15 protein-coding genes are annotated in these 12962 nt (G+C 37.5%); 11 read left to right on the top strand and 4 right to left on the bottom strand.

The features are described 5' to 3' along the window. Positions 1-15 precede the first annotated feature (15 nt). Positions 16-1767, top strand: a complete 1752-nt coding sequence (locus ACQ2HF_RS06545) for a NupC/NupG family nucleoside CNT transporter (protein ID WP_432412723.1) — start codon at positions 16-18, stop codon at positions 1765-1767. Here the strand turns inward: ACQ2HF_RS06545 and ACQ2HF_RS06540 are convergent. Next, positions 1764-2129, bottom strand: coding sequence for a thymidylate synthase (locus ACQ2HF_RS06540; protein ID WP_432412722.1), 366 nt, complete (start codon positions 2127-2129; stop codon positions 1764-1766). The two genes, ACQ2HF_RS06545 and ACQ2HF_RS06540, sit on opposite strands and share 4 nt — an antisense overlap. Positions 2130-2270: 141 nt before the next feature. Between ACQ2HF_RS06540 and ACQ2HF_RS06535 the strand changes: the two genes are divergently transcribed. The 6 genes from ACQ2HF_RS06535 to ACQ2HF_RS06510 all read left to right on the top strand — a co-directional run bounded on the left by ACQ2HF_RS06535 (position 2271) and on the right by ACQ2HF_RS06510 (position 6588). Continuing rightward, positions 2271-3122: a thymidylate synthase gene (locus tag ACQ2HF_RS06535; RefSeq protein WP_432412721.1), complete on the top strand. Its 852-nt coding sequence runs from the start codon at positions 2271-2273 to the stop codon at positions 3120-3122. Positions 3123-3135: 13 nt separating this feature from the next. Beyond that, the gene (locus ACQ2HF_RS06530; RefSeq protein ID WP_432412720.1) at positions 3136-3570 is read left to right on the top strand and encodes a TonB family protein; all 435 of its coding nucleotides are present in this window, start codon (positions 3136-3138) and stop codon (positions 3568-3570) included. Next, positions 3571-3990, top strand: a complete 420-nt coding sequence (locus ACQ2HF_RS06525) for an energy transducer TonB (protein WP_432412719.1) — start codon at positions 3571-3573, stop codon at positions 3988-3990. It begins immediately after the preceding gene. Between the two features lie 94 nt (positions 3991-4084). Then, positions 4085-5245 carry an ergothioneine biosynthesis protein EgtB gene (gene egtB, locus ACQ2HF_RS06520; protein ID WP_432412718.1) on the top strand — a complete coding sequence of 387 codons (1161 nt, stop codon included), beginning with the start codon at positions 4085-4087 and terminating at the stop codon, positions 5243-5245. A 16-nt stretch (positions 5246-5261) separates the two neighbouring features. Next, positions 5262-6233, top strand: a complete 972-nt coding sequence (locus ACQ2HF_RS06515) for an L-histidine N(alpha)-methyltransferase (RefSeq protein WP_432412717.1) — start codon at positions 5262-5264, stop codon at positions 6231-6233. A gap of 70 nt (positions 6234-6303) precedes the next feature. Further along, on the top strand, positions 6304-6588 hold the full coding sequence (locus tag ACQ2HF_RS06510; protein WP_432412716.1) for a DUF427 domain-containing protein: 285 nt from the start codon (positions 6304-6306) through the stop codon (positions 6586-6588). A 4-nt stretch (positions 6589-6592) separates the two neighbouring features. On the opposite strand, the gene ACQ2HF_RS06505 is transcribed toward ACQ2HF_RS06510, so the two are convergent. Continuing rightward, positions 6593-7666, bottom strand: a complete 1074-nt coding sequence (locus tag ACQ2HF_RS06505) for an aminotransferase class V-fold PLP-dependent enzyme (protein ID WP_432412715.1) — start codon at positions 7664-7666, stop codon at positions 6593-6595. Between the two features lie 61 nt (positions 7667-7727). On the opposite strand from ACQ2HF_RS06505, the gene ACQ2HF_RS06500 reads away from it, so the two are divergent. The 4 genes from ACQ2HF_RS06500 to fabD all read left to right on the top strand — a co-directional run bounded on the left by ACQ2HF_RS06500 (position 7728) and on the right by fabD (position 10327). Continuing rightward, positions 7728-8201 carry a 2TM domain-containing protein gene (locus ACQ2HF_RS06500; RefSeq protein WP_432412714.1) on the top strand — a complete coding sequence of 158 codons (474 nt, stop codon included), beginning with the start codon at positions 7728-7730 and terminating at the stop codon, positions 8199-8201. Further along, complete coding sequence (locus ACQ2HF_RS06495; protein ID WP_432412713.1) at positions 8198-8680, top strand: dihydrofolate reductase; 483 nt, start codon at positions 8198-8200, stop codon at positions 8678-8680. The genes ACQ2HF_RS06500 and ACQ2HF_RS06495 overlap by 4 nt, the downstream gene beginning before the upstream one ends. Positions 8681-8855: 175 nt before the next feature. Beyond that, on the top strand, positions 8856-9356 hold the full coding sequence (locus tag ACQ2HF_RS06490; protein WP_432412712.1) for a pyridoxamine 5'-phosphate oxidase family protein: 501 nt from the start codon (positions 8856-8858) through the stop codon (positions 9354-9356). A gap of 89 nt (positions 9357-9445) precedes the next feature. Next, positions 9446-10327, top strand: coding sequence for an ACP S-malonyltransferase (gene fabD / locus ACQ2HF_RS06485; RefSeq protein ID WP_432412711.1), 882 nt, complete (start codon positions 9446-9448; stop codon positions 10325-10327). Positions 10328-10702: 375 nt separating this feature from the next. On the opposite strand, the gene galE is transcribed toward fabD, so the two are convergent. Both galE and ACQ2HF_RS06475 read right to left on the bottom strand, forming a co-directional pair. Further along, entirely contained in the window at positions 10703-11722 is a 1020-nt protein-coding gene (galE, locus tag ACQ2HF_RS06480) for a UDP-glucose 4-epimerase GalE (RefSeq protein ID WP_432412710.1), read from the bottom strand. Continuing rightward, a complete protein-coding gene (locus ACQ2HF_RS06475) occupies positions 11723-12880 on the bottom strand; it encodes a DegT/DnrJ/EryC1/StrS family aminotransferase (RefSeq protein ID WP_432412709.1) in 1158 nt (385 codons plus the stop codon). Positions 12881-12962 lie beyond the last annotated feature (82 nt).

The raw sequence follows: 12962 nt of genomic DNA, 5'->3' as shown, positions 1-12962 counted from the left end.
ATTACCTCTTTTTGTATGCAACACTTTCAGAAATTAGTCATTGTTTTTTCTTTTTTAGGGTTCTTCGGAAGTGTGTTCGGGCAATCTATTGAAAAAGACTGGAATTTCTCCGCTATTGAAGACGCTTCAGGAAATCCACTTTTCGATATATCTGAAGACGATACGTTTTCACTAAAAGACGGAGTTTTCAACTACCACCTAGCAGCAGCCGACGTCCTAAAAGCTTCCGGAGATTATATCTATCAGAATAACTTATTGGTGCTTTTTTTCAACACGCCAACAGATACCATACGACGTTATAGAATTACCGAACTCACAGATACAGCCCTTTCTTTTACTGAAAAAAATACAACCTACCGTTTCTCTGCCCCATCTCAAACCGAAATTTCGGACGTAACGGCTTCCACATTAAATACAGATGAAAACGACAAAAGCAACATTGCCCTAGACACTTCCAGAAGTTTAGGCGTTAGTTTTTCAAGTGTATACAGAGGTATTATTGGAATGATTTTCTTATTGCTTGTGTGTTATTTATTGAGTAGCAACCGAAGAAAAATAGATTGGCGGCTTGTAGGTACTGGCTTAGCGCTTCAAATTATTTTCGCGCTGCTTGTCTTAAAAGTACCCTTCGTAGCGGGTGTTTTCGATTGGATTAGCGACAAAGTGGTTACCTTCTTAAATTTTAGTGAGAAAGGTGCAGAATTCCTTTTTGGCGGATTGGTTACAGACATGGATACGTTTGGATACATTTTCGCATTTAAAGTATTACCAACTATTGTTTTCTTTTCAGCATTTACCTCTTTATTGTATTATTTGGGCATTCTACAATTATTTGTAAAAGCCTTTGCCTGGGTAATGAGCAAAACCATGCGTCTTTCTGGGGCCGAAAGTCTTGCGGCAGCAGCAAATATATTTATAGGTCAAACCGAAGCGCCTTTAGTAGTAAAACCTTACCTGGACCGGATGACAAAATCTGAAATGCTCTGCTTAATGGTTGGTGGTATGGCAACGATTGCCGGGGGAGTTTTAGCCGCTTTTATAGCTTTTTTAGGTGGTGATAGCGATGTTGAAAAAATAATCTTTGCAAAACACTTGTTAACGGCATCTATCATGTCTGCCCCTGCAGCTATTTTGATTGCAAAAATGCTCTACCCAGAAACCGAAACGGTAGACAAAAAACTAGACATCAGCAAAGAAAAAATAGGAACCAATATTCTAGACGCCATCTCCAGAGGAACTACTGAAGGATTAAAACTTGCAGTAAATGTAGGCGCTATGCTATTGGTTTTTACCGCTATTATTGCTGTTTTTAACTGGATTACCGTAGATATCATTGGCGCTCCTACCGGGTTAAATGATATAATTGCTTCCGCTACTGAAGGAAGGTATAGTGGATTTTCATTACAATATATATTAGGTAATGTATTTGCACCGGTTGCCTGGGTTATTGGTGTACCTGCTGAAGATATGGTTGTAATTGGCCAGTTGCTAGGAGAAAAGACCATTTTAAACGAATTTTTCGCCTATGCCTCCCTCAGTGAATTAAAACAAGCTGGCGCCATTACGAACTATAGATCTATTGTAATTGCAACCTACGCCCTTTGTGGATTTGCAAATTTTGCTTCTATTGGAATACAAATTGGTGGCATTGGTGTTTTAGCGCCAAAACAGCGAAGTACGCTGGCAAAATTTGGAATAAAAGCTTTAATTGGTGGAACCGTAGCCGCTTTACTAACAGCAACTATTGCCGGAATGTTAATTGGCTAAGAATTTTTAACAACTGTCGTAGCCCAATCTTTTGCTTCTTCTACTGTTTTGAAATAACTAAAAGAGCCTAAATACAACTGTTGCTCCTGTATCGCCTCCTGTTTTACGGCCTCTTCTTGTGAAACAATAGCCAAGCCGACCATCAATTTTGGATTAATAGCATCGTACGCTTTAGGATCTATATTGGAAGCAAATTCTCGATTGGAAATAAAAACAAATTTATTATTTCCGTAATGATCATAAGCATACTGCATGATCTCTTTGGCTGCAATAGCACTAATACCAGTACCCACGAGCTTAAAGATTAAGCAATTTTTAAAGCAGTCCATTGGGCCGTGAGGAGTTTGGTAGGTAGCCTTCATTCTTTGTTAGTTAATCACTGCAAGTTAGCAATTTTATTATTAAAAAAATCCCGTTGATAACTTGTAATAAATCCCGAAGATTTCAGTTTAAAGAGTAGCCCTTCTTTTTTACATTTAAACCATTCAAAAATAAGGCAGAAGATGAAGCAATACCACGATTTAGTAAAACACGTTTTAGAGCAAGGAAATAGCAAGAGTGATCGCACAGGCACAGGTACCAAAAGTGTGTTTGGGTATCAAATGCGATTCGATTTGAATGAGGGGTTTCCTATGGTGACCACCAAAAAATTACATCTAAAATCTATTATTTATGAACTTTTATGGTTCTTAAACGGAGATACCAATATAAAATACCTCCAGGAAAATGGAGTTCGTATCTGGAATGACTGGGCGGATGAAAATGGTGATTTAGGCCCTGTATATGGGCATCAATGGCGTAACTGGAACAATGAAGAAATAGACCAGATTACAGATATTATCCACACCCTAAAAACAAATCCAGACAGCAGAAGGATGCTGGTGAGTGCATGGAATCCTAGCGTGATGCCTAACACTTCTGTTCCTTTTTCTGAAAATGTTGCAAATGGCAAGGCCGCTTTACCACCATGCCACGCGTTTTTTCAATTTTATGTGAGTGCCCCAGAAATTGAAGGCGATGAAAGCACCCGAAAATTGTCTTGCCAGCTGTATCAACGAAGCGCAGATATTTTCTTGGGAGTACCTTTCAACATTGCTTCTTACGCACTACTTACTATGATGATGGCTCAGGTATGCGGCTATCAAGCGGGGGACTTTATACACACCTTTGGTGATGCTCATATTTATAAAAATCATTTCGAACAGTTGGAGTTACAATTGTCCCGAGAAATACGTCCTTTACCAAAAATGTTGCTAAATAAAGATGTAAAAGATATATTTGGCTTCAAATTTGATGACTTCAGCCTGAAAGATTACCATCCGCATCCGCACATTAAAGGTGCGGTTGCTGTTTAAAAACCATCCCCTTATGAAATATGCCCTAATTATCTTTAGTTTATTTGTAACCACAACTCTTTTTGCACAGCAAGAATGGGGAGATGTACAAAAGAATAAACTAACTCTAAAAGAACTGGCTCCTATCTGGCCAGGTTGCGAATCTGGAAATGCTTCCCAGCGTGACAACTGTTTTAAGCAAAAATTAGCAACCCACATTGCCAAAAACTTTAAATACCCTACAGATTCTTATAAAAAAAATGAACAAGGGCGGGTAATAGTAGATTTTTACATCAACGAAAAAGGCCTTGTAGATATTAAAAGTATTACTGGAGGAAGCGCAGCTTTGCAGGCCGAAGCCAAAAGAAATATAAGTCTCATTCCAAAAATGAAAAAGCCAGGTATGATGGGAGGAAAGCCGAGAGCTATTCAATACATTGTCCCTATCACTTTTAAAACGGGAAAATAAATGGGCTGGAAAATTTTTTTCCTGTTGTTATCTGTGGTCACTATAAGCACGGCGCAAGAAGAAGTTATTTCTTTTTCGCAAGTAGACACGCCTCCTAGATATAGAGATTGCAGTGCTGGTACTGTACAACAGGAAATACTTTGTACGCAAGAATCTGTAGAGGCCTTTGCCAAACAAAAATTTAACACAGGGCTGTTCAAAAATCTGAACCTTAACGAAAGAAGAATACGTGTATACGCTCAATTTATCATAGATGAAAACGGGGGTATAAAGGATATTAAGATTAGGACGCCACACCCCCAACTTCAGAAAGAGACAAACCGTGTACTTGAGCTACTTCCCAATTTTATTCCGGGCAGGCATGATAAGTATCCGGTTAAAACTAAATATACCCTACCCCTCGTTTTTGTATTAGGCTAGTTTAACACGGGTTTAACGCAAGATATTTCCATAAAAATAATAGAGAACCTTATCTTTAAGGTGTAAAAACATACTCGTTTTTTCACTATTTTTTATGATTGATACAGAAACACTATTACAACTTTTCACTGAAACCAGATACCATACCGAAGCACTTTGCAAACCTTTGGAAATTGAAGATTATGTGGTACAACCTGTCGTGGACGTTTCTCCACCAAAATGGCATTTGGGGCATACTACATGGTTTTTTGAAGAATTTATCCTAAAACATCACAAACCTAATTACATACTTTTTGATGAAGATTTCGCCTTCGTCTTCAACAGTTATTATGAATCATTAGGAAAACGGGTAATACGTAGCGACCGTGGTAATTTATCACGTCCTGGAGTTACAAAAGTTTACGATTATAGACATTATGTAACAAATGAAATGAAGGAGTTTTTAGCTTCTGAAATTTCAGAAGAAGTAGAAGAAATACTCAATATTGGAATTCATCATGAAAAACAGCATCAAGAATTATTGATGACAGATATTAAGTATATCCTTGGAAATAACCCCTTACTTCCAAAATATAATAACGATTTTACCGAACATTCCGTAGAAAAAATTACACAGCAATGGCTTCCTTTTAAAGAGGGCGTTTATGAAATTGGACATACTGAAGGTAGCTTTTGTTATGATAACGAATTAGGACATCACAAAACCTATATTCAGGACTTCGAGATTTCAAATAGGTTGGTCACAAATGCTGAATTTATAGAATTTATAGACGCTGGAGGATATACAGATTTTAACCATTGGCACGCAGATGGCTGGGAATGGGTAAAGCTAGAAAATCAGGTACAGCCTATGTACTGGCATTCTATTGAAGGTGAATGGCACTACTATACTTTTCAAGGACTACAAAAAATTGATCCAAAAGCACCTCTTTGTCATGTGTCTTATTATGAGGCTTTTGCATATGCCCAATGGAAGGGTTGTCGCCTCCCAACCGAATTTGAATGGGAAATTGCCCAGCAACATTTTGATTGGGGAAGCCGTTGGGAATGGACCGAGAGCTCCTACCTTCCGTATCCTGGCTATACGAAAGCTCCTGGAGCCATTGGTGAATATAACGGCAAGTTTATGGTAAATCAAAAAGTGCTTAGAGGTGGCTCTGTAGTTACAGCACCAAAGCATACACGACCCACCTACCGCAATTTTTTTCAACCCAATTTAAGATGGCAATACACCGGTATAAGACTAGCCAGATAATTACGACCCAGCACATATGAGCATTAAAAATACCCAAAAAATTGAAGCATCTTTTAAAAACGATGTACATCAAGGTCTTACCTCTTTTCCAAAGTATTTGTATTCAAAATATATTTATGATAAAAAGGGAGATAAACTTTTTCAGGATATTATGAATCTTCCAGAATACTACCTCACCAATTGTGAGTTTGATATTTTATCGCTTCATGCAACAGAAATAGCAGAATTATTTAGCAACATCCAAACTGGTTTCGACCTTATTGAACTGGGGGCAGGCGATGGTAAAAAAACAAAAGTAATACTGAGTCATTTGACTGAAAATAACTTCGATTATGTTTATAAACCAATTGATATAAGCCAAAATGCTATCGATTCTTTAACAAATAACCTTGCGGAAGAACTTCCCCAAGTAACTGTGGATGGAGAAACAGGAACCTATTTTGAAGTGCTAGAAAGACTTCAAAAATACAATGCACGAAAAAAAGTCTTAATGGTTTTGGGTTCTAACATTGGTAATCTTTTACACCCGCAAGCCATTGATTTTTTAACTAAACTTAAAGATATTATGAGCTCTGAAGACTTACTCTTTATGGGCTTTGACCAAAAAAAACATCCGCAGACCATTCTGGATGCGTATAATGATACAACGGGAGTAACCGCGGCTTTCAATAAAAATCTACTTCACCGTATTAACAGTGAATTGGAAGGTGATTTTAATGTGGACAACTTTAAACATTGGGAAGTGTATGACCCAGAATCTGGTACTGCAAAGAGTTTTCTGGTAGCTACCGAAGCTATGGAAGTTTCCGTAAAGGCAATAGACTTACATATTAATTTTGATGCCTGGGAAACTATACATACAGAAATTTCTCAAAAGTATGACGACAAAACTGTCCAGTGGCTTGCAGACTCTGCTGGATTAACCATTGAGACTTCTTTCGAAGATGAGAAAGGGTATTATAAAGATTATGTTTTCAGAAGAAAATAATAAGTCTGCCTGTGGTGTCTTTGTTGGATGCACAGTAAAAAATAATTTATTTAATTCTTAAATCGAATATATGAAAGCCATTTGGAACCACACGGTTATTGCCGAAAGTAACGATACTGTTGTTATTGAAAACAATCATTATTTTCCGCCACAGGCGATACACTCAGAATTTTTCAAAAAAACGGAGACTCATAGTCATTGCCCTTGGAAAGGAGAGGCTTCTTATTACAGTATTACTGTGAATGGAGAAACCAACAAAGATGCAGCTTGGTATTATCCAGAAACAAGCCATGCGGCAAAACCTATTGAAGGATATGTAGCGTTTTGGAAAGGTGTTGACATTGTACAATCCTAAATATTTACAATACACATAGTAATTTATGTAAGTCTTCTTCGGTATTATAAATATGAAAACCTACCCTAAGCCCTTTACCACGCTGCGAACAAATAATATTTTCATTTTTTAATTTCTGAAAAAGATTTTCATCCCCTGTAATATTAAAAATGGTAGAAAAGTTTTCCCTTCTTGCTGAAGCCAAATCCAAAATCCCTTTTTCTATAAAAGCTTCCTTTGCCTTCCCACATAACAGCTGTAATTTTTCTGAAATTTTATCGGCTCCAAACTCCTCTAAAAACCGAATACTTTGCCCTAAACTTCCATACGTCAAAGTATCTTGATGTCCAGGTTCAAAACGTTTCATAAACGGAATACTTTCTCTAGCACTAAAAATACCATTGGCCGAATTAAAACCAATGGTACTTGGATGTATGCTGTGTTGCACAGCTTCCTTTACCATAAAAACTCCATTTCCGTAGCCGGACAGCATCCATTTATAACAACTGCCCCCTAGGACATCAATAGCACTTTCAGTAAAATTAAAAGGTTCCGTACCCAAATATTGCGTCCCATCTGCTACTAATAGCAAATCTGGATGGTATGCTTTCAACTGTTTTAAAAAGTTGAAATCTATTTTAATACCATTCAAATACTGTACAATACTAAAAGCAAAAATATCTGGTTTATGACGGGCAACGGCCACCTCAATATTTTGTTCTAAATTTTCGTCAACTTCAGCATAACAAACATTAAAATCCCGATGCTCAAATGCCCAATTAATGCTAGGATAGTCATGGCTTAATAACAGTACTTTTTTACCTTCTGGAATACCCTCTAACAAAGTGTTAAATCCAAACGAAAAATTAGGAACAAGCGCCACTTCATGCTTGGAAGCACTAAAAAAATTACATACCTGATCGCACACTCCGTCTAAAATCGCTCTGTGTGTATCTCTAAAAATACTCCCTTGTTGCAACAGCTTCTTATCGTGCTCGCTACGCCATTGTACTAACTTTGTGGAAACCAGTCCAGCAGATGCTGTATTTAAATAGGTGTGCGTTTTTGTAACTGGGAACAGATTTCTTAAATCTTCCATAACTGAGAGGTTTGTACGGTTAATTTTGGGTATTTTTACGTGAGACTAAAGGTAACCAACTATGTTTTCAAAAACCAATAAAAACGACAGAATAGACGCCGACCAGCGCGAACAATACGACTACGCCCGCAAACGAATCAAGCAGAAAAAAGGATTGATGCGTCACTTCATTATTTTTTTAGTGGGCTCCATTTTGCTTCTTATAGTTGATCTTATCCTTAAAAAAGGTCATGAAGTCTTACTGAAAGACTGGTCTATTTGGGTAGTCTTGCTTTGGATATTTCTTTTGTTAATTCACGTGTTCAATGTATTTGTGATGAATAAGTTTATGGGCAAAGAATGGGAAAACCAGCAATTAGAGAAGCTGAAAAAACAACAAGAAACACGTATCGCTCAATTAAAAAAACAAGCCGTGCAAGAAGTTACTGTAGATGAAGTAAAATCTGCCCGCAAAACCGAAGCTTTAACGAACCCTTCCCAAACTCCTGAAGTAAAAAAAAACAATCCCAACCAACTCCCCCCCGAACAAAGATGATTACAATGATTGCCGCCGCAGGCCAAAACAACGAGCTTGGAAAAGACAATGATTTAGTTTGGCATTTACCAGACGATTTCAAACGTTTTAAACAACTTACCACGGGTCATTATATTATTATGGGCCGCAAAACCTTCGAGTCGTTTCCTAAACCGCTTCCCAATCGTACCCACGTAGTGATTACCAGAAATGAAGGGTATAAAAAAGACGGCGCCATAGTGGTACATTCCATAGATGCTGCCTTCATAAAAGCTACCAGCGACCCGCAACCTTTTGTAATTGGTGGGGGTGAAATCTATAAAATGGCAATAGCCATAGCAGATAAAATTGAACTTACCCGCGTCCACGGAACCTTTGACGCAGACACCTATTTCCCAGAAATTAATAAAGACCAATGGGAACTTATTGCAGAAATACCACATCCTAAAGACGACCGTCATAACTATGCGTTTACCTATGAGACTTGGGTAAGGAAATAAGTGGTAGTTGTGATTTGAAAACCTGCAGTATTTCAATTGGATTGAACGGTAACATCTTCCTCAAATAATAACAGTTCCCTGACTTTATACTTAACAAAACTTTCAAAATACTTTGGCATTTTGTTGGGCGTGGCTGCTGAAACCTCTGTGTATCTTTAAAATAAAACAAAAAACTATGAGTCAAAAAAATTTATATAGCCAAGAGGCTATCGAAAAAATTAAAGATATTGCTACGGACGTAGATTTCTGTATGCTGGCGACAAATTTAAGTGTACAACCCATTAGTGCAGTACCTATGAGCACCAAAAAAGTTGACGACCAAGGAAGAATCTGGTTTTTGAGTAATAAAAACAGCGATCACAATGCCGATATTATTAAAGACGACAACACGCAATTGCTATATAGTGGTGGTAGTGATATGAAATTTTTAAGTGTGTATGGCTATGCTGAAATTGTTCACGACAGAGCTATTATTAAAGAATTATACTCCAGCACAGACAATGCTTGGTTTGACGGTGAAGAAGACCCTAATATTACGGCTATTAAATTTATCCCTAAAGAGGCAGCCTATTGGAGCAATGACGATAACAAAGTAGTGTCACTCTTTAAATTGGCAAAAGCTGCCGTTACGGGCGAAAAAATAGATATGGGTACATCTGGTAAGATAAAGGTGTAGGCCAACTCGTTAATTTATAGAATATCCCCTTTTTTGAAATTTCTGAAAGGGGATTTTTTATGGTATTTTTACCGCTAAAATTAACCACAATGAAAGCATATATTTTTCCAGGACAGGGAGCCCAATTCACAGGAATGGGACAAGATTTATACGAAAGCTCAGCAAAAGCGAAAGAATTATTTCAACAAGCCAATGATATTTTGGGGTTCGATATTACAAAAATCATGTTTGAAGGGTCTGCAGACGAGCTTAAACAAACCAAAGTTACCCAACCAGCTATTTTTCTTCATTCTACCATATTAGCAGAAGTAATGGGTCAATCTTTTAAACCAGAAATGGTGGCAGGACATTCTCTAGGAGAAATTTCGGCATTGGTTGCGAATAGAACATTAGCATTTAGCGATGGATTAACATTAGTTTCAAAACGAGCGCAAGCCATGCAAAAAGCATGTGAATTAGAACCGTCTACTATGGCAGCTGTTCTTGGTTTGGAAGATCATTTGGTAGAAGCCATTTGCGCAGATACTCCAGGAATTGTTGTAGCAGCTAATTATAACTGTCCGGGACAATTGGTGATTTCAGGAGATATAAACGCAGTAAATTTAGCATGCGAAAAATTAACCGAAGCAGGAGCCAGAAGAGCTTTATTGCTTCCTGTAGGAGGTGCTTTTCATAGCCCCTTAATGGAGCCTGCCAGAGAAGAATTGGCTGCAGCCATTGAGAATACTGTATTTACAACGCCTGCCTGCCCAATTTATCAAAACGTATCTACCGTTGCAGTAACCAATCCTGCTGACATACAAAAGAACTTAATGTTTCAATTAACAGCTCCTGTAAAGTGGACACAGAGCATTCAAAACATGATTAAAGATGGAGGAACAGAGTTTATTGAAGTAGGGCCTGGAAATGTATTGCAAGGATTAATGCGAAAAATTGATAGAAAGGTAACCACCAGCAAAGCCGAAGTATAATTAACTACAACTATAGTAAAACAAAAATCCCGAAGCTTTCTAAGCTTCGGGATTTTTTATTTGAGTTCAATTTCTTCTAAGCAGTTATACTACACTCTTCACAATCCTTAACTTTACCATAATAGGTTTCACGATATTTGTGAAGGGTTTTTACAGGAATGTTAAGCAGTGTTCTTTGAATGTAAACTACGTTTGTTGTTAAGATTCCCATTGTTTGAGAAAATCGTTTTTCTTTCTTAGTCTTTCTGCGGACTGAAACTAATTGCATGGATTTTTATTTAATTATACTGCAAAACAACGCATTACATATACCAATCACAAATTAAAGCTGTTAAACCTTTACTAAGTATTTAGTAAGTAGCTAAGAACAAACTCCTAGATCCCCCTTACCTTTTTTTCCCATTTCCAAGAAGAGGCAAGACCTTCCTTAAGATCGTGTGCTGCTTTCCAGCCTAATTCCTCATTGGCCTTTTTTGTATCCGCAAATACAGCAACAACATCGCCCGGCCGTCTGTCCACTATTTTATAATTCAGTTTTTCTCCCGTTACTTCTTCAAAAGCAGCTATTACTTCCAATACGCTATTTCCTTTTCCTGTACCTATATTAAAAACCCTAAATTTAGCCGAATTCTCTGCCTTTATCAATCTTTCAACAGCTTTTACATGTGCTCTGGCAAGATCTACAACGTGAATATAATCTCGAATACAACTGCCGTCTGGCGTATCATAATCATCTCCAAATACTGAAAGCTCTTTACGGACTCCCGCTGCCGTTTGCGTAATGAATGGAACCAGATTTTGAGGCACTCCCACCGGCAATTCACCTATAAGTGCAGATGCATGCGCTCCAATAGGATTAAAATAGCGTAAGGCTATCGCATTTAAATTTGAAACGTGGCAAACATCCTTCAGTATTTCTTCGCTTATTTGTTTTGTATTTCCATAAGGAGACGTTGCTTGCTTTATAGGTGCACCTTCATCTATAGGCAACGTATCTGGTTCTCCATATACCGTACAAGATGAACTAAATATAAAATTTGAAATATTGTGAGCTTTGCATTCTTGTAAGAGATAGACTAGCGAGTTGATGTTATTTTCATAATACAACAGCGGATTTTCAACACTTTCGCCTACGGCTTTACTGGCAGCAAAATGAATGATTCCATCCATATTAGTATGCTTCTGGAAAAATGCTACCACATCATTTTTAATGCGAAGATCTAATCTCTCAAATTTGGGTGGCGTATTGGTTATTTCAGTAATCCCTTGTAATACATCGATAGAGGTATTTGAAAGGTTATCAATAATAAAAACCTCGTATCCTGCTTCTTGCAGGGCTACAACTGTATGTGAACCAATATATCCTAAACCACCTGTAACGAGTATTTTTTTCATTTAATTGGCAACAAAATTGATGATGGTTTTAGTAATAAAATTAATTTGTTCATCGTCAAGCTCTGTATGCATAGGCAAAGAGATCACTTCTTTTACTAACTGGTTTGTAACTGGAAAATCTGCTTCCTTGTAACGGCTATCTGCGTACGCTTTCTGTAAGTGTAATGGAATTGGATAATACACGCCACAAGGAATTCCGTTATCATTTAAATGTTGAACCAGCGCGTCTCTATCTGCATTCCTAATTCTTAAGGTGTACTGATGAAACACGTGGCAATCGCACGTATCGCAAATACTGGCACCTGCGTCACAGTAACCTGTTGGGGTTGTAATACCTTCAATATCTTTAAATGCATCGGAATATTTTCTCGCTGCATTTTGGCGAGCTGCATTGTAGGTATCTAAATGTGGTAATTTTGCTCTCAAGACAGCAGCTTGAATAGAATCCAATCGTGAATTTACCCCAACCACATCATGTTGATAGCGAATATACATGCCATGGTTTACAATCCCTCTTATAGTATGAGCTAGCGCATCATCATTCGTAAAAATCGCACCCCCATCGCCATAGCAACCTAAATTTTTTGACGGGAAGAAAGAGGTAGATCCTATATGACCAATACCGCCTGTTTTTGTTTTAGACCCATCTTTTGATGTATAATTAGATCCAATTCCTTGGGCATTATCTTCAATAACGTATAAATTATGGTCGTTTGCTATCTCCATAATAGCATCCATATTGGCAGCGAGACCAAAAAGATGAACAGGCACTATTGCCTTTGTTTTTGGAGTAATTGCTTTTTTAATAGCTTCGATATCTATATTGAAGTTTATTGGATCTACATCTACCAAAACGGGTGTTAGTTGTAACAGCGCAATTACTTCAACAGTTGCAGCAAAGGTGAAATCTGCTGTAATTACTTCATCTCCTGGCTGAAGACCTAACCCCATCATTGCAATTTGTAACGCATCTGTACCATTTGCACATGGGATAACGTGTTTTACTCCTAAATAATCTTCTAATTCTTTTTGAAAGTTTTGAACCTCAGGCCCATTTATGAAAGCCGTAGATTCAATCACTTCCATAATAGATGTATTTACCTGTTCTTTAATATGTTCGTATTGACCTTTAAGGTCAACCATTTGTATTTTTCTCATTGTTTTGGGAATAAAATTCGCTTTAGCAAAAATACGAAAAACCCAAAGCCTCACCATATTATTTATAGATTAAGAGAAGCTG

It is taken from the genome of Rasiella sp. SM2506, from assembly GCF_050859505.1.
Lineage (GTDB): Bacteria > Bacteroidota > Bacteroidia > Flavobacteriales > Flavobacteriaceae > Marinirhabdus.
The sequence above is the reverse complement of the archived record's forward strand: the minus strand, read 5'-3'. Positions and strand labels throughout refer to the sequence as shown.